Source organism: Deltaproteobacteria bacterium (genome assembly GCA_016210045.1).
Taxonomy (GTDB): Bacteria; UBA10199; UBA10199.
In genome coordinates this window covers 52,794-68,756 of record JACQUX010000006.1, presented here as the reverse complement: position 1 = coordinate 68,756, position 15,963 = coordinate 52,794, and the positions used below count along the sequence as shown (strand labels likewise).

18 protein-coding genes are annotated in these 15,963 nt (G+C 60.8%); 13 read left to right on the top strand and 5 right to left on the bottom strand.

All coding sequences use genetic code 11. The features are described from left to right. From HY696_01735 to HY696_01715, 5 genes are all read left to right on the top strand, one after another. A partial coding sequence (locus HY696_01735; GenBank protein MBI4237123.1) for a M23 family metallopeptidase occupies positions 1–316 on the top strand: 316 nt, incomplete at its 5' end. 7 nt (positions 317–323) lie between these two features. Beyond that, positions 324–710: a hypothetical protein gene (locus HY696_01730; protein ID MBI4237122.1), complete on the top strand. Its 387-nt coding sequence runs from the start codon at positions 324–326 to the stop codon at positions 708–710. 469 nt (positions 711–1,179) lie between these two features. Next, a complete protein-coding gene (locus HY696_01725) occupies positions 1,180–2,055 on the top strand; it encodes a purine-nucleoside phosphorylase (protein ID MBI4237121.1) in 876 nt (291 codons plus the stop codon). Beyond that, on the top strand, positions 2,033–2,959 hold the full coding sequence (gene hemC, locus HY696_01720; GenBank protein ID MBI4237120.1) for a hydroxymethylbilane synthase: 927 nt from the start codon (positions 2,033–2,035) through the stop codon (positions 2,957–2,959). Before HY696_01725 ends, hemC begins: the two co-directional genes overlap by 23 nt. A 34-nt stretch (positions 2,960–2,993) precedes the next feature. Next, entirely contained in the window at positions 2,994–3,440 is a 447-nt protein-coding gene (locus HY696_01715; protein MBI4237119.1) for a DUF1844 domain-containing protein, read from the top strand. Positions 3,441–3,742: 302 nt separating this feature from the next. Here HY696_01715 and HY696_01710 read toward each other — a convergent pair whose 3' ends face one another. Continuing rightward, complete coding sequence (locus HY696_01710; protein ID MBI4237118.1) at positions 3,743–4,528, bottom strand: TatD family hydrolase; 786 nt, start codon at positions 4,526–4,528, stop codon at positions 3,743–3,745. Positions 4,529–4,602: 74 nt separating this feature from the next. Then, positions 4,603–4,875, bottom strand: coding sequence for an HU family DNA-binding protein (locus tag HY696_01705; protein ID MBI4237117.1), 273 nt, complete (start codon positions 4,873–4,875; stop codon positions 4,603–4,605). Positions 4,876–5,100: 225 nt separating this feature from the next. On the opposite strand from HY696_01705, the gene gyrA reads away from it, so the two are divergent. Both gyrA and HY696_01695 read left to right on the top strand, forming a co-directional pair. Further along, complete coding sequence (gene gyrA, locus HY696_01700; GenBank protein ID MBI4237116.1) at positions 5,101–7,548, top strand: DNA gyrase subunit A; 2,448 nt, start codon at positions 5,101–5,103, stop codon at positions 7,546–7,548. A 3-nt stretch (positions 7,549–7,551) separates the two neighbouring features. Beyond that, positions 7,552–8,724, top strand: coding sequence for a DUF192 domain-containing protein (locus tag HY696_01695; GenBank protein MBI4237115.1), 1,173 nt, complete (start codon positions 7,552–7,554; stop codon positions 8,722–8,724). A 9-nt stretch (positions 8,725–8,733) separates the two neighbouring features. Here HY696_01695 and HY696_01690 read toward each other — a convergent pair whose 3' ends face one another. The 3 genes from HY696_01690 to HY696_01680 form a co-directional block, all read right to left on the bottom strand. After that, positions 8,734–9,141, bottom strand: a complete 408-nt coding sequence (locus tag HY696_01690; GenBank protein MBI4237114.1) for a hypothetical protein — start codon at positions 9,139–9,141, stop codon at positions 8,734–8,736. An 18-nt stretch (positions 9,142–9,159) separates the two neighbouring features. Continuing rightward, complete coding sequence (locus HY696_01685; protein MBI4237113.1) at positions 9,160–11,442, bottom strand: pentapeptide repeat-containing protein; 2,283 nt, start codon at positions 11,440–11,442, stop codon at positions 9,160–9,162. A 177-nt stretch (positions 11,443–11,619) separates the two neighbouring features. Beyond that, on the bottom strand, positions 11,620–12,678 hold the full coding sequence (locus tag HY696_01680; protein MBI4237112.1) for a peptidylprolyl isomerase: 1,059 nt from the start codon (positions 12,676–12,678) through the stop codon (positions 11,620–11,622). Between the two features lie 128 nt (positions 12,679–12,806). Here HY696_01680 and HY696_01675 point away from each other — a divergent pair, with 128 nt between their 5' ends. The 6 genes from HY696_01675 to nrdR all read left to right on the top strand — a co-directional run bounded on the left by HY696_01675 (position 12,807) and on the right by nrdR (position 15,960). After that, positions 12,807–13,298 (top strand): DUF177 domain-containing protein, encoded by a 492-nt coding sequence (locus HY696_01675; protein ID MBI4237111.1) that lies wholly within the window; start codon positions 12,807–12,809, stop codon positions 13,296–13,298. Between the two features lie 84 nt (positions 13,299–13,382). Further along, entirely contained in the window at positions 13,383–13,559 is a 177-nt protein-coding gene (gene rpmF / locus HY696_01670; protein MBI4237110.1) for a 50S ribosomal protein L32, read from the top strand. 18 nt (positions 13,560–13,577) lie between these two features. Next, the gene (acpP, locus tag HY696_01665) at positions 13,578–13,823 is read left to right on the top strand and encodes an acyl carrier protein (GenBank protein MBI4237109.1); all 246 of its coding nucleotides are present in this window, start codon (positions 13,578–13,580) and stop codon (positions 13,821–13,823) included. A gap of 4 nt (positions 13,824–13,827) precedes the next feature. Then, complete coding sequence (gene rpiB, locus HY696_01660; GenBank protein MBI4237108.1) at positions 13,828–14,253, top strand: ribose 5-phosphate isomerase B; 426 nt, start codon at positions 13,828–13,830, stop codon at positions 14,251–14,253. A gap of 8 nt (positions 14,254–14,261) precedes the next feature. Further along, the gene (locus HY696_01655; protein ID MBI4237107.1) at positions 14,262–15,521 is read left to right on the top strand and encodes a serine hydroxymethyltransferase; all 1,260 of its coding nucleotides are present in this window, start codon (positions 14,262–14,264) and stop codon (positions 15,519–15,521) included. Further along, positions 15,499–15,960, top strand: coding sequence for a transcriptional repressor NrdR (gene nrdR, locus HY696_01650; GenBank protein MBI4237106.1), 462 nt, complete (start codon positions 15,499–15,501; stop codon positions 15,958–15,960). The genes HY696_01655 and nrdR overlap by 23 nt, the downstream gene beginning before the upstream one ends. The last annotated feature ends 3 nt before the right edge of the window (positions 15,961–15,963 follow it).

Here is a 15,963-nt window from a genome sequence, read left to right as displayed (position 1 = left end):
GGTAGTGGCGGCACAGGCAGGCACGGTGCGGTTTGCCGGGTGGCGGCGGGGATATGGAGTGACGATTGAATTGGATCATGGGTTCGGATGGCACTCTCGGTATGCACATTTGCGGGCGGCCGTGGTCCGGCGGGGGGCGGCGGTGGGGGCGGGCGAACTGATTGGGCGGGTCGGCGCGACGGGGTTGGTGACCGGTCCGCACCTCCATTTTGAGTTGCACTATGCCGGGCAACCGCTTGATCCGTTGCCGTTTTTGCGGGCCGGTTTGAGCGATAAATCGCGCTTTGACGCCATGATGGCCGCTCGGCTAAAATAACGGCGTCATGATTGAGTTTGCGGGTCATTGTCTGACGTTCACGCAGGTCTTAGCCCACATCGTGCAGCAGTCTTCCCCCGGCGGTCGTGTCGTGCCGACGACGCATGGCAATATCTTGATCTCGGCGCGGGAGTTGAACCCGGCGGAGCTGGCGCATCTCGGGATCAGCGGAGCGCCGCGACTGGGCGTGCATATCGAAGGACCGTGGCGCTTGGCCAACGGCGAGCCGTGTCAGTTTGTGATGGAAGTCGTGGCCGGTGCCGGATTTACGGAACACCAATACGACGCCGCAACGATGTATCTCGAATCGTCCAAATGCTGCGTCCAAATGAGCGACGCCGAATGCGCCGCCATCCAACAAGTCATCGTCTCTGCGCTGGAGTTAGTCGGTTAGTGTCGCGCCTGTCTTTTCGATTTCCACGACTGCATTTCCCAAAAAACAAGCCCCGGGACACTAGCGTCCCGGGGCTCAAGGGGGTTGGTCAGTAGCCTCTATCGAGGTCTACTGTATATTGTATCGGGGGGCTGGGGGGCTCAAGTTGCGTGGACGTTACAGGGGCTCGCGTACCCTCCGGCTCACGCCTGCGGGTATTTCCTCGTCCACCCACCTTCGGTGGGTTCCCGGACTCGGTCATCGCTTTCCCCTCCAGTGGCAAAGCCACTGGAGCCTCCCCCTCAACGCCGCTGTGCGGCTTGGAGGGAGCTCGAGTAACCCTGCGGGGCGCTGTCTTTAAGGAAAACAGTGGTTGGCCAAGGGGTTAGCGGGTGGGGCGTGTGTTTTTTTATTGAGATCGCCGGCGGTCCGCGTTAAGGGGGCGCGCATTCGCAGTACGGACCTTAAGTTTATTGCGCAAGGAGGCGACGTGGAGACACCCAGTTTTGTCGCGAATTGGAATGAGCGCCTCAAGCAGGCGGTGGATTTCTTGAAAAAAGAGATCGGCACGCCGCCGAGTGTCCACGTGATTCTCTCCGGCGGACTGACTCAATTCCTGGATGCGTTGACCGACACGCGCACGCTCGATACCGCGCAGATCCCGAATTTCCCGCTCTCCCGAGCCGAAGGGCACAAAGGCCAGATCGTGTTCGGGAAGTACAAAGAGGTCCCGCTGTCCGTGAGCGTGGGGCGTGTACATTACTACGAAGGCTACTCGCTCCAAGAGGCGACGTTTCCGATTCATGCGTTGCATGTGTTCGGCGCGAAGACGTTGTTAGTAGTGAATGCGGCGGGTGGGATCAATCCGGGATTTGCGCCCGGTGATCTCATGCTGATCCGCGATCATATCAATTTCCTCGGCGACAATCCGCTGCGTGGCGTGGCGATCCAATCGAAGCAACAGTTTGTCGATATGACCGGGGCCTATTCGAAGGCGCTGATGCAACACGCGTATGAAGTCGCGAAGCAACAGCAGATTGAATTGCATGAAGGGGTGTATGTCGCTACGACCGGACCTAGCTACGAGACGCCCGCGGAGATCCGCGCGTTTCGCCAAATGGGGGCCGATGCCGCCGGGATGTCGACGGTGCCGGAAGTGATCGTCGCAAGCTTTCATCGTATGTCCGTGCTCGGAGTGTCCTGCATTACTAATCTCGCCGCGGATCTTCATCCGGGTGGTATGCATCACGGCGAGGTCCTGAAGGCCATTCAGGCAATGGAGCCGCGCCTCGTGGCGCTGTTGCTCGGCGTGATCGAGCGGACCACTAAGACGGGATCGGGCAGTGCCCAAGCCGCCAACAGCTAGCGCATCCGTATTACGGATCGGAACGCGCCGTTCACCGCTGGCCCTCTGGCAAGCGGAGTGGCTGTGTGCGCGCGTGCGGGAGCGCTGTGCGGATGTGGAGCCACTGTTAGTGCCGATGCAAACGAGCGGGGATCGTGTGCAGGGGCCGCTGCATCTGCATGGCGGAAAAGGGCTGTTCGTCAAGGAACTCGACGCCGCGTTGTTGGCCGGCACCATTGATTGCGCGATTCATAGCCTCAAAGATGTGCCGGGGATCTTGGCAGAGGGCGTGGCTTTGGGGGCGATTTCCACGCGCGAGTCGCCGTGGGATCTGCTGGTGTTGCGCGAACCGTGGCCGTTGGCGGCGTTACCGCGCGGCGCGCGGATCGGAACGAGTTCGCCGCGACGGCGGTGGCAATTGTCCGCGTGGCGTCCCGATTTGCAGGTTGTCGAATTGCGCGGCAATGTCGGAACGCGGTTGCAGCACGTGACCGATGGGACGTTGGACGGGACCGTGTTGGCGGAGGCGGGCGTGCGGCGGTTGGGGTTGGTGCCGGCCCATGCCGTGCGGTTGCCGTTGGAAATCATGATCCCGGCGATTGGGCAAGGCGTGTTGGCGGTTACGGTGCGGCCGGATGATGCGGCGGCGACAACGACGGTTCGCCAGGCCTGCCACGATCCGCGCGAGGCAGTGTTGGTGGCGGCGGAGCGGGCGTTGTTGGCGGAGATCGAAGGCGATTGCCATACGCCGTTGGCCGGATTGGCGACGTGGGATGGGGATGCGATTCGACTGCAGGCCTTTCTGGCGATGGCCGACGGACAGCGGATGTGCCGCGAGACGGAGGTTGGTTCGGCGGCGCAGGCCGCAGCGCTCGGCACGGCGTTGGCGCGACGATTGCGGACTGCGATTGGGAACGCGGGTTGACAATGCACGGCGCAACTCGCTATGGGCCTCTGCTATGAACCATGACGAAAAAGATGCTGGCTTGAAAGTGGTCGATCGCCGCGCGTTCGACGAGAGTGGGGCGCCGCGCACCGTGGAGGAAACGGTTGCGGAAGCCGCGCCGGTTCCGCCGCCTCCGCCGCAAACGCCTGCTGCGGAGACGAGTGCGCCCAAGACCGAGACTGGTGGCGCGCCGCGCGGTTCGCTGCAACAACTCAGTTTCGGCCATTTCTGTCTCTCGTTGGCCGGCTCCACGCAAGTGGCGCTGGGGTTGATTCCAAATCCGCAGACCAATCTGACGACCAAAGACCTCGGCGCGGCGCGGCAAACGATCGATCTGTTGGGGATGTTGCAAGAGAAGACGAAGGGGAATCTGACGACGGAAGAGGCGGGGTTGCTCGAAGAGTTGCTCTACACACTGCGGATGCAATACATCGAAGTCACGAAGCCGAAAGTGCCGTAATTCATTTTTTGAGCCTGTGCTTGCTTGTAGACGGGGCCGAGCTCGCGGGCCGGCGGTCTCCCAGGGTACGCGGTCGCTTCGCCATCGAGGCGAAGCGCCGCTCACCCTCGCCGTTTTCGTCTTTACATTACGCAAGGAGAAAACGGCTGCGAGAGCCCCTGGGAGACCGCCGGCCCGTGAGCTCGACTGATGTCCCATCGCGTCCGCGTAGCCCCGTCGCACACCAGTCAACACTACAATATCTTGATTCTCCGTCGGTTCGTCTATCGACCAACAGCATGGCCTGCTGGGCGGACGAAGACTTAGTAGTTAACAGTTGGTGTGGGGAGGTTGAAGCAGCGGCGGGTGTTGGCGGTGGTGAGCTGGGCGCAGGCGTCGGGGGAGAGGTTGAGCAGCGGGGCAAGGGTGTTGAGGGTCTCGACGATATAGGCGGGCTCGTTGCGTTTGCCGCGGTAGGGGACGGGGGCGAGGTAGGGGCTGTCGGTTTCGATGAGTAGGCGGTCGGGTGGGAGTTGGCGGATGGTGTCGCGCAAGGTGTCGGATTTTTTGAACGTGAGGACGCCGGGAATGGAGAGGTAGAAGCCGAGGTCGAGGCATTGCTGCGCGAACGCGAGCGTGCCGGTGAAGCAGTGGATCACGCCGTGCGGTCGTGGCGTGGTGTCGCGGAGGATGGTCAGGATGTCCGTATCGGCCTCGCGGGTGTGGATGGCGACCGGGAGGTTCAGTTCGGCGGCGAGCGCGAGTTGGGCGCGGAACGCTCCCTGTTGCGTGGCGGCCGGGGCGTGCGTGTAATGATAGTCGAGGCCGATCTCGCCGATCGCGACGACGCGGCGGGTGCGGGCGAGGACGCGGATGGTGTCGAGGGTGTCTGCCGTGTAGAGCGCGGCGTCGTGGGGGTGGATGCCGACGGTGGCCATGACGCGCGGTTCGCGGTCGGCCAGCGCGCACGCGCCGGCATTGCCTTCCAAGCCATCGCCCGCGCCGATCACGATGAGTTGCGTGAGCCCCGCCTGCCATGCGCGCGCGAGCACCGCGTCGCGATCGGCATCGAACTCCTTCCCAGCAGTGTGGCAATGCGAGTCAATCATGGAGCCCCACCAATGAAAAAGGCAACGATGCGCTACGCATCATTGCCTTTTCCAGGTCTTTGACAACGACCAATTTATGACACCCACTCCTTCAACTGCTTGCCGGGTTTGAACTTTGGTACATGTCCGGCCTTGATCGTGATCTCCGCTCCGGTCTGGGGATTGCGCCCCTTGCGCGCGCGGCGCTTGGCGACATAGAACGTGCCAAATCCGGTGAGGGTAATCTTGTCTTTCTTCTTGAGACACTTGGCAAGATTGTTGATCGCGGCGTTCAGATACCGTTCACTCTCCGCTTTTGAGAGTTTGCACTCCTTCGCGATGTTTGCAACGAGTTCTGCTTTCGTCATGGTGGTCACCCCCTTTCCCGACGAGATTTGTATTGTGAATACGCTCGGCGGGATACACTAGCCCGCAAACCATTGTCAATTGGAAATCTGCTGTCCGCGCATTTTCCCGGCCCCATCTATGCGTGCGCGTGCGCGGACAACAGGATTTCCATTTGACCCTCATCGGCCGACACGGCATAGTTCCGCGCCAATTGCGATGAGCTTACAGACAGGGGGCAGCACTCTATGGTCCAGTCCGCCGAAGTGATTGCAGTGAATATCGAAGAAGAAATGCGCGGATCGTATCTCGACTACGCGATGAGCGTGATCATCGGGCGCGCGATTCCCGATGTGCGCGACGGGTTGAAGCCGGTGCATCGCCGCATCCTCTACGCCATGTATCGCGAGGGGTTGCTCGCGTCGAAGCGTTTCAGCAAATGCGCCGGTGTCGTCGGTGAAGTGTTGAAAAAATTCCATCCCCACGGTGATATGGCGGTGTACGACGCGTTGGTCCGCATGGCGCAGGAATGGAACATGCGCTATCCGCTGATCGAAGGCCAAGGTAATTTCGGCTCGGTCGACGGCGACTCCGCCGCAGCGTATCGATACACGGAATGTCGTCTGACTAAATTGGCGGAGGAGCTGCTCGCCGACATCGATAAAGAAACGGTCGACTTCCAAGCCAACTTCGACGCGTCGTTGGAAGAACCGATCGTGTTGCCGTCACGCGTGCCGAATCTGCTGCTAAACGGGTCCGATGGCATCGCGGTCGGCATGGCCACGAAAATTCCGCCGCACAATTTACGTGAAGTGGTCGATGCGTTGCTGGCGCTCATCAAAAAACCGGACAGCACGGTCGCGGAGCTGATGCGCTTGATCCCGGGGCCCGACTTTCCGACCGGGGCCTTCATTTTCGGCCGCCAAGGGATTCGCGAGGCATATGAAACCGGGCGCGGGAGTGTGCGGTTACGTGCGAAGGCGATGATCGAACCGATCGCACGTGGCGATCGTGAACAAATCGTCGTGACGGAAATTCCATTTCAAGTGAACAAGGCGCGGCTGATCGAGCGGATCGCCGATCTGGTGCAAGACGGAAAAATGGACGGCGTCTCCGACATCCGCGACGAATCGGATCGCGATGGGATGCGGATCGTCGTGGAACTCAAGCGCGGTGCGGTCGCGGGCGTGGTGCTGAACCAACTCTACGCCCATACCGCGATGGAAACGTCGTTCGGCGTGATCATGCTGTCGATCGTCAATAATCAACCGCGCGTGCTGAATTTGCGCGAGATGCTGCAGCAGTTCGTCGATCACCGGAAAGAAGTGGTGGTGCGCCGGACTGTGTTCGAACTACGCGAGGCGGAGGCGCGGGCCCATATCCTCGAAGGCCTCAAAATCGCGCTCGAACATATCGATGCGGTCATTGAACTGATCAAAAAATCGAAGTCGCCGGAGATCGCGCGCGAAGGCTTGATGAAGAAATACGGCTTGAGCGAGCGGCAAGCGCAAGCGATTCTCGAGATGCGCCTGCAACGGCTGACCGGTCTGGAACGCGACAAGATCATCGCCGAATATGAAGAAGTTGTCGCGTTGATCAAGCACTTGAAGGCGATCTTGGCCGACGAGCGACTCGTCTATGCGATCATCGAGACCGAATTGAAAGATTTGCGGGAACGATTCGGCGACGAACGGCGCAGCGAGATCCAAGAGGCCACGGGCGATCTGACGATCGAAGACCTGATCCAAGAAGAGGACATGGTCGTCACCATTTCCCATCGCGGCTACATTAAGCGGAGTCCGATCAGTATCTATCGGGCGCAGCGGCGCGGCGGGCACGGGAAACTCGGTATGACGACCGGCGATGAAGACTTCGTCAAAGATTTGTTTATCGCCTCCACGCACAGTTATTTGCTCATTTTTTCGGGACAAGGGCGGCTCTATTGGCTCAAGGTCCATGAAATTCCGCAGATCGGGCGCACGGCGAAGGGCAAGTCGATCACGAATCTGATCCGCATGCCGTCGGACGATTACGTCGCGGCGGTGTTACCGATTCGCGAATTCCATGCCGGGACCTTCGTGATGGTGGCGACGGCGAACGGGATCGTCAAAAAGACGGCGCTGACCGAATACAGCAATCCGCGTCCGGGCGGGATTATCGGGGCCAAGGTGGAATCCGGCGATCGCCTGATTGCGGCGCGCTTGACCAACGGGACGCAGGACATTCTACTCAGCACGCGACAAGGAATGGCGATCCGGTTCCCCGAGTCGGGCGTGCGGTCGATGGCGCGCGGAACGGTCGGGGTGTTCGGTGTGCGTATGGATGAAGGCGATCAAGTCGTGAGTATGGAAGTGCTGCAAGAGAAGGCGACGCTGTTGACCGTGGCGGCCAAAGGTTTCGGCAAGCGCACGCCGCTCGACGAATATCCAGTGCAGCGGCGTGGCGGACGCGGCGTGATTACGCTCAAGACTACGGAGCGGAACGGCCCGGTGATGGCGGTGCTGCAAGTCAACGATACCGACGACATCATGTTCGTAAGCACCGCCGGCACGATCTTGCGAACGCGGATTCGCGAGATCTCGTTGCAGGGGCGGAATACGCAAGGCGTGCGATTGGTCACGATGGGCGAAGGCGAAGAAGTCGCGTCGGCGGCGAAGCTGGCGGAGCCGGATGAAGAGCCCGTGGGGATTGAGTAGGGCATGCGAGCGGTCCCGCGCAGCGTGTTGGGATGGTGTTGCCTGGTGGTGCTCCTGTTTGCGGTGGGCTGTCGGCCGCGGATCGATCGCGCGATTGCGGCCGCGGATGAATTGCGGGGGACACAGCAGTACGAAGCCGCGCTGCGCAGTTACGATCTCGTCTTGGAGCGATTTCCAAAGAATCCCAAAGGTGCAGATGTCTTGTTGCGGATCGGCGATGTGAATCGGTTTCATCTGCAACGGCGCACCGAGGCGGCGGCCGCCTATCGGCGAATCAGCACCCAGTGGCCGTTGCAGCCGGCCGCGATGACGGCGTATCTGCGGCTGGCCGAAATGGCGGAGGAGGGTGCGGATTACACCGGCGCAGTGGAAGCGTTGGAATTCCTGCTCCAATATTTCCCCGCCTATCCGGAACGGGATCAGTTGCGCCACCGGATCGGCACTCTCTACATGAAGCAACGCCTCTTTCCCCAAGCGCGGTTCGAATTCGAGCGTCTGCTGAACGACACGAAATTGTTGCCGGTCGTCCGGACGGGCGCACTGTTCGATATGGGCGAGACGTTTTTCCTCTCCGGGAATCCGCAAGCGGCGATCCGTTATTACGACCAACTGCTGACTGAATTTCCCGCCCATCCGTTGGCCACGCGCGCGTTAGCGCAAAAGGCCGAGGCCTATGCGGAACTCGGCGAGCTCGGCGTGGCGCTGGAACTGCAACGCCGCGCCGGCGCGATGGCGGCGCAGGCGACTACTACCGCGTCAGCGCCCGCGGCGCCGGCCGTCATGGCGGCCCCGGCACCGCGCGTTGTGACCGTGACGCTGCAAGCGCCGGGAGGCAAGCCGATCGTCGTCGAGGCCGAAGTGGCGGCCACTGAGGCGGAGCGGGAGCGCGGACTGATGGGGCGGCGCGAGTTGGCGGATGGGCACGGGATGTGGTTCATATTTCCACAGACGACGGAAATCAGCTTTTGGATGAAGAATACACCACTTTCGTTAGACTTGTTGTTCGTGGACGAGGCCGGGACGATTGTCGATATCTTGCCGGAAACTAAACCGCTCTCCGAAAAACCGCTGACGCCGCAAAGTGCGTATCGTTATGTGCTCGAAGTCCCCGCGGGTTTCTTGCGTAAATACTTGATCGCCGTCGGGAGTCATCTGGAGTGGGCGGCCGTAAAGTAGAAGGTGTGATCATTCGCGTATGCGCGTACGCATTTTTTCCAACGCGCGTTGCAAGCGCAACACCGTGACGACGTCCGGTTCCGACTTGGCCAATTCCGCATCCAGTTCCGCAGTAGCCGCGTCGGCCTGTTGTCGCTGCGTGGCCCACGCCGGGATGATCGTGCGATCGGCGACGAGTTGCCGGCCCTGGCAGCGGAGTTGTTCACTGTAGTCGTGTGCAGGCAACTCGGTATCATCCAGCAGAAACCAGGGCGTCGTGCTGATCGTCGCATTTTCATCGGTATATTGCTCGTCGATGCGATACTCGATACTCACGCCGTCGGGATGGCAGTAAATGCGATACGGCTTCGCCGTCAGCGGCAAGGCTACGCCGAGTGTGCAGCAAAACGTGAAGAATGTGACGATGATTTTCTGCATTGCGGGCTCCTCTCCGATTTATGATCCAAACGCGACGACATGGATCCAACTGAGATTGTTTCCGAAGATATTCACTGGGATATCGATATAGTTTTTGTCTAACTTGTAACGGAGGCCGATGTTGTCCTCCTCGCTCGTAATAAGGATGGGGTATTGTCCATCTTTAAAAGGTGCATCCCACGTGATGCGGAAGCAGTTGATGCCGAAGAGCGTCGGATTGTCGACAGTTATGTCGTGGACGTACGTGACGCCCTCGACATTGTACGATGAATGGATCTCGTAGCTTCCATTCGCCTGCAGACCCACTTTGATCCACGCCTTGGCGACACTCGGCGTCGCCGCTAACGATGTGCTCGTGTTGGTCAGTTGCTCCGGTGTGACAATCGGGAAGTTCAGCTTCTCCGGGCCCAGTGTGCTGTCGGCGAGGTCGACTCCGGTTAACGATCCATCCATGATGTCGACTCCACCGAGTGTGCCATCCTCGATATCCGTGCCATTCAACGAATTCGTAATGATGTGATTGCCCGTCAACGTGCCATTCGCGATATCGATCCCGGTCACACTCCCATCCCCGATGTCGGCGCCGGTGATCGTCCCATTCGCGAGGTCGAACCCGGTGAGCGATTCGTCGATGACCTTGTTGCCGGCGACGCTGTTGTTCTGCAAATCGCTGCTCGTGACCGACCCATCGGCGATGTCGGCGCTGCCGAGACTGTTGTCCGCGATATCCGCCCCCGTGAGCCCGCCATCCGCCACTTTGGCGCCGGTCACGGCGCCGTTGGCCAAGTCGGCGGTTCCGATCGTCCCATCCACGATATCCGCGCTGCTGACGCTGTTGTCCGCGAGATCGAGGCCGCTCAACGCCCCGGGAGCGATCTGCACGCTCGTGATACTGTCGCTCGCTAAATCGGCGCCGGTAAGTGTGCCGTCACTGATGTCGTTCCCAGTGATCGTGCCGTCGGCGATATCCACACTGCTGACTGTATTGTCCGCCAGCGCTGCGCTGGTCACGGACCCTTCCGCCAATGCGGCACTTGTTACTGCCCCGGCAGCGAGTTTCGGCGCAGTGACGGCGCTGTTGGCGAGCGCAGCCGTGCCGACCGCGCCATCCGCCAGCTTCGCCGCGGTGACTGCACCGCTGCTCAACTCCACCGTGCCCACCACGCCCGCGCCGAGTTGCAGATTGCCGAACGGACCGCCCAGGTCGCCGCCAGCGGCCGACGCAACCGTGAGGTCGTTGCTAGCGTCTTGATCCCACGCGGCGAAGGTCTCGATCTGTAATTTTGAAAGCGGAAGTTGGTCTTGCACATCGGCGAAATTCAGCAGTCCGTCGGTGCCGACGATGGCGCTCTTCGCCGTTTTTACATCCAGCCACGTTGCCGCGTCACTCTCCTGCTGTGCGGGTGGTAGCCCGGTGAGCCGCGCGCCTGCCGTGAACGTCATCGTGCCGCTCGCCGCGTCGACCGTGACTTTGCCGCCGGCCAGGCTCACTCCGCCTCCGGCCACCACGTCGCCAGTCGAGGTCATGTCGCCGCTGGTCGCGTCGAGCGTCAGCGTCGCCGCGCCGCTGTCGCCGACAAATGTCAGCGGACCACTGACCGAATCGCCGGTCTTGTTGAGATTCTTTTCTTCACGTGCCTTGATCGCGCGATCCAGATCGTGCAGCACCTCTTGCAATGTGTTGGCCCCGGAGTAGGCGAAGCTGCCGTCCACAGCGACGGCCTTCGCCGTGCCGACGCCTGCACCGCCCAGCGCTTGCAACGCCGGGGTTTGTGCCAGCGCCGTAGCGAGTTCTCCCAGCACCGGTTCCGCCAAATGTTGCAGCGTCACACTGCCGGGCGCCAGTGCGTTGCCATCCACACTGCCGGCCGCGACATGCAATGCGGTCGCACTCCAGTACGCGTACGGGACCGAGACAATCTCCAGTGGTGTATCCACGAGTTCATTGTTGACCCACACTTCCAGAAAACGCGGGGCCTCCGGTGCCAGGATTTCCGGTGGCAGACCGCCTTGTGCGGCGCCGGTTTGCGGTTCCGTCCCGTTGCCGACCAACGTTGCGGCGACGCCGTGGACCACGTCGACCGTTTGCGCCTCTTCGTACAATGCCCGCCCGTCGGCGTCGGTGATGCGGAAGAGAAACGGCGTCGCGCCCGACGGGAGTGGGTTTCCGCCGCCGTCGGTGAGCATGCCTTGGTAATTCAGCAACAGTGGCACTTGCAGCGCGCCGGCCGCTGCAGCGCGTCCCATGAGACACAGCCCGATGACGAACCAGATTATGTGCCGGTAAGAGAACGCGCGCATAGGACACCCTCCGTTGCAGTGAATCGTGTTGCGAAAACAATTTTGCAGGAGTCGTGCCAAAAAACACGCGGCGCTAAGTGCGGGCGAATGTTCAGTTTCGTATCTGAACGTCGCGGCCGTGTCCACTTCGCCGCGTCCCGATGTCTGAACTCTTGGATGGAAAAACGTGGATTGGCGTTACGGATGGGGTGATGGTGGTGGCGCTGAGGCCGGTTGGTCCAGTGGTGGCGTGCCGTGCGCTGGCGACGCTGCAGGGGTTGCGTGCGCCGCGTCGTGTGGGCCGGCGCCTTGCATATGTGGTGGCATCGACATTTGCGGTTGGCCGGCTGGCGCCTTGTCCGCTTCCGGAAGCGACAGCGTCGTTTTCGTCTTCCCCTTTAATTCCTGTATGAGTTTGCGCCGCGTGTCGCTCTGAATGCGGAAGCGGAGCACTTCCCGCGCTTCTTCGAAGGAACGCTGCTGCGCGGGTCCGCGGACCAGTAGTAAGTGATACCCGTCCTTGGTCTTGATCGGTCCGCCGACCTCGTCCGGTTTCAACTGAAACGCGGTTTCGAGCACCGGCTCCCATCCGCGCCGCATCAAGCGCGGTTCTTGCCGCCACACCGGCCCGATGCGGCCGCCGGCGCGTTTCGTATTCGCATCTTCCGAGACCTCTTGGGCGACCTTGGCGAAGTCTTCTCCCGCTTGGATCCGCGACTTCAACTGATTGGCTAGCGCAATCGCCGCGGCTTCGTCGCGTTCTACGCGTGGTGCTTCGACGGCCAACGCCGGGTTTTTCAGGCGCGGCGGCTTGGGTGGTTGTTCGGCCTGCGTCCCGCCGAAACGGATCAAGAGATGTTGTAATTCCACGACCGCAAATTCCTCCGGATGGGCATTGTAATACGTCTTTGCGGCGTCATCGAGCGCGGTCCGCACCACGGCTTCCGCGATCGTGGCGCGCCGGGTCCATTCTAGTTGTCGTGCTACGTCCGGATCCGCGGCGAGCCCGAGGTCCATCCCACGTTGATAGAGGAGTTCCCGGTCGACGAGTTGTTCCACCACTTGTTTCTTCCCGCCGGGGGCCGAAAGTCGTGCCCGAAATTCCGGGGTGCCGAATTTGGTCATTAATGCGAGATCCCCCGTCGTGATCCGTTGGCTGCCGACCGTCGCGAGTGTTTCTCCCGGCGCGGTCGCATTGCTGCTGCAACCGCCGATGAAGAGCGACGTGGCCAAAACGACCATCGTGTGTCTGAGCATAGGATATCCCCCTCGCAGTATTATGCCGATCCCCTTTATCGAACTCATCCTGCAATGTCAAAGTACTGCGAACGATTTGACAGTGTTGCGTGCCTCAGTCTACAGAGGGCCATCGCAAGGAGCGGCGTATGAACCCCCAACTGCTCGTGGATGAAATCCCCGAAGAGGGGCTGCTGATCGACCTCTGGTCCACGCAACACGCCTGGCTCCACGGCGCGATGCAGCAGGCCCTCCATGACCATTTTCTGCCGAACGACGACGTCCACCTCACGTTGAACGTGGTACGACTCGGTCGCAACGTCGATATGATTGGCGGACTCTTCATGCGGGTCCACGCCACGTGTGATCGCTGTCTGCGAGAATTTTCCGTGAGCCAGCAGATTCCGATCCACATGGTCATGGCCCCCGCCGGCTCGGTTGAAGAGACGGCCTCGGACCCGACCGACGACGACCTGAATTTCAGTCTGTATCACGGACGGCATATCGACCTTGAAGGGCTCATTTGCGAGCAAGTCGTGTTGGCCCAACCGATGCAAACCCTCTGCACCCCGGATTGCAAAGGGTTGTGTCCCCGCTGTGGGGTCGATTTGAATCAAGGCGCCTGCCAATGCGGCGGCTGATGCCCGCTGGATACTTTCCTTTTGACAAGGTGGAGCGATTTCTATACCGGGGTTGAAAACTCGTTATAGATAGGAGTCGTCGCCATGGCAGTGCCAAAGAGAAAAGTCAGTAAGGCGCGTACGCGCACCCGGAAGGCTGCGTGGATGCGGATGGGCGCGCCCGCGTTGCATACGTGTACGCAATGCGGCGAGGCGTGCCGGCCGCATCGGGTCTGCCCGCGTTGTGGACATTACAAAAAGCGGGAAGTGGTCAAAGAATAGCCGTCCAGGTGGGGGTATATGGCGGGCACCAACGTCGAACGCAGAGTCCGTGAGATCGTCGCCGAACAGTTAGGGATCGCCGAAGACGAAATCCTGCCGTCGTCCTCCTTTCAGGAAGATCTCGGCGCAGATTCGCTCGATATCGTCGAACTCGTGATGGCGATGGAAGAAGAATTTGGAATCGAAATCTCCGAAGGGGACGCGGAAGGCATCGAAACCGTGCAAGAACTCATCGAGGACATCGCCACACGTCTCGAAACCTGATTCCATGAATATTGCTATAGGTGCCGACCACGCGGGTTTTTCACTCAAGCAGCACCTCGTGCGTGTGTTGCAAGCCGCGGGGCACACCGTCACCGATCTCGGCACACACAGCGAGGACGCGGTCGATTATCCCGATTTTGCGAAGCTGGTCGTGGAAGCCCTCGCGCAGGGCACCGCTGAGCGCGGCGTGTTGGCCTGCGGGAGCGGGATCGGGATGTGTATCTCCGCCAACCGCACCGCCGGCGTGCGAGCTGCCGTGTTGCGCAGTCCCGACGACGCGCGTCTTTCGCGGGAACATAACGATGCGAACGTGGCCTGTTTCGGCGGACGCTTGACTGGTCCCACGACGGCGGAGTCCCTGTTGACGGTGTGGCTGCAAACCCCGTTTGCGGGCGGGCGTCACGAACGCCGCGTGCATAAGTTAGGATAGGAGCTAGAATGTTTAACCGACGCCCACTGGCCGAATCCGATCCCGCGATCCATCGCGCGATTCAACAAGAGATTCAGCGTTTGGAAGACGGCGTGGAACTGATCCCGTCCGAAAACTACGTCAGTCCAGCCGTGCTGGCGGCATTGGGTTCGCCGCTCACCATTAAATATGCCGAGGGCTATCCGGGCAAACGGTATTACGGCGGCTGTGAATTCGTCGACGTCGCGGAAGACTTGGCCCGCGAGCGCGCCAAGCAACTCTTCGGCGCCGCGCATGCCAACGTGCAACCCCATGCCGGCTCGCAGGCCAACATGGCCGTGTATTTCACCGCGTGCCGTCCCGGTGACACGATCATGGGGATGAACTTGAACCATGGCGGCCATCTCACCCATGGTTCCCCGGTCAACTTTACCGGGCAACTCTATAAGGTCGTCAGTTATGGCGTCGACGCAGAAACGGAACGAATCGATTACTCGGCGGTCGCCGATTTGGCGCGGCAACATCGGCCGACACTAATCGTCGCCGGCGCCACCGCGTATTCGCGCGACATCGACTTCCAGGCGTTTCGCGAGATTGCCGACTCCGTCGGTGCCAAACTCCTCGCCGATATTTCCCATCCCGCCGGCCTGGTCGCCGCCGGCCTCCATTCCACGCCAGTGCCTCACGCCCATTTCGTCACCACGACCACACACAAGACGTTGCGCGGCCCGCGCGGCGGCATGGTTTTATGCCAAGAAGAATTTGCGAAAGCGCTCGACAAGACGATCTTCCCCGGATTGCAAGGCGGGCCGTTAATGCATGTCATCGCCGCGAAGGCCGTGGCGTTCGGCGAGGCGTTGGCGCCAGATTTCAAGTCGTACGCCGCGCAAATTATCGAGAATTGCCGTGCGCTCGCGGCGGCACTCATGCAGCACGGTTTTCGGATCGTCACCGGCGGGACCGATACGCATTTGTGTCTGGTCGATCTCACCGATCGCGACCTGACCGGCAAAGACGCCGAAGCGGCGTTAGGGCGCGCCGGGATTACCGTGAATAAAAACACCGTCCCGCGCGAAACGCGTTCCCCGTTCGTCACCAGCGGCATCCGGTGCGGTACGCCGTGTGTCACTAGCCGCGGCATGGGCGTTGCCGAAATGGCCCAAATCGCCGCATGGATGGCCGACGTACTGACGCACCCGACCGACGAAGCGCGACACACCCGCATTCGCGCCGACGTGCGGGAGTTGTGCGGGCGGTTCCCTGTTTATGAAATGTCCGACGTGCGGTAATTTAGAATCGAAAGTGATCGACTCGCGGCTCGCGACCGATGGCGAAAGCATTCGAAGGCGGCGCGAGTGCGAACGCTGCGAGAAACGTTTTACCACTTACGAAAAACTCGAAGAGACGCTGCCGCTCGTGGTGAAGAAAGACGGGCGGCGCGAACCGTTCGATCGGCAGAAAATTTTCGTCGGCATCCAAAAGGCCTGCGAAAAGCGTCCAGTGAGCGTCGAAGCGCTAACGCGCATCGTCGACGAGATCGTTCAGTGGGCCCAAGAAAGCGGCGCCGCCGAATTGCCCAGCACTGCGCTCGGTGAACGAATCATGGAAGCCCTGCACCAGCTCGACGGTGTCGCCTACGTCCGCTTCGCCTCCGTCTACCGTTCCTTCAAAGACGTGAACGAATTTCTGACTGAACTCAAAGACGTGCTGGGCAAGGCGAAGGGGTGACGT

What these genes read in the sequence shown, in the direction of transcription:
- HY696_01675 (MBI4237111.1), top strand. Translation starts at nt 12,807, where the DNA reads ATGAACCCCCAACTGCTCGTGGATGAAATCCCCGAAGAGGGGCTGCTG.
- HY696_01680 (MBI4237112.1), bottom strand. Translation starts at nt 12,678, where the DNA reads ATGCTCAGACACACGATGGTCGTTTTGGCCACGTCGCTCTTCATCGGC.
- rpiB (MBI4237108.1), top strand. Translation starts at nt 13,828, where the DNA reads ATGAATATTGCTATAGGTGCCGACCACGCGGGTTTTTCACTCAAGCAG.
- HY696_01710 (MBI4237118.1), bottom strand. Translation starts at nt 4,528, where the DNA reads ATGATTGACTCGCATTGCCACACTGCTGGGAAGGAGTTCGATGCCGAT.
- nrdR (MBI4237106.1), top strand. Translation starts at nt 15,499, where the DNA reads ATGAAATGTCCGACGTGCGGTAATTTAGAATCGAAAGTGATCGACTCG.
- HY696_01715 (MBI4237119.1), top strand. Translation starts at nt 2,994, where the DNA reads ATGAACCATGACGAAAAAGATGCTGGCTTGAAAGTGGTCGATCGCCGC.
- rpmF (MBI4237110.1), top strand. Translation starts at nt 13,383, where the DNA reads ATGGCAGTGCCAAAGAGAAAAGTCAGTAAGGCGCGTACGCGCACCCGG.
- HY696_01655 (MBI4237107.1), top strand. Translation starts at nt 14,262, where the DNA reads ATGTTTAACCGACGCCCACTGGCCGAATCCGATCCCGCGATCCATCGC.
- HY696_01705 (MBI4237117.1), bottom strand. Translation starts at nt 4,875, where the DNA reads ATGACGAAAGCAGAACTCGTTGCAAACATCGCGAAGGAGTGCAAACTC.
- HY696_01695 (MBI4237115.1), top strand. Translation starts at nt 7,552, where the DNA reads ATGCGAGCGGTCCCGCGCAGCGTGTTGGGATGGTGTTGCCTGGTGGTG.
- HY696_01685 (MBI4237113.1), bottom strand. Translation starts at nt 11,442, where the DNA reads ATGCGCGCGTTCTCTTACCGGCACATAATCTGGTTCGTCATCGGGCTG.
- HY696_01690 (MBI4237114.1), bottom strand. Translation starts at nt 9,141, where the DNA reads ATGCAGAAAATCATCGTCACATTCTTCACGTTTTGCTGCACACTCGGC.
- acpP (MBI4237109.1), top strand. Translation starts at nt 13,578, where the DNA reads ATGGCGGGCACCAACGTCGAACGCAGAGTCCGTGAGATCGTCGCCGAA.
- gyrA (MBI4237116.1), top strand. Translation starts at nt 5,101, where the DNA reads ATGGTCCAGTCCGCCGAAGTGATTGCAGTGAATATCGAAGAAGAAATG.
- HY696_01730 (MBI4237122.1), top strand. Translation starts at nt 324, where the DNA reads ATGATTGAGTTTGCGGGTCATTGTCTGACGTTCACGCAGGTCTTAGCC.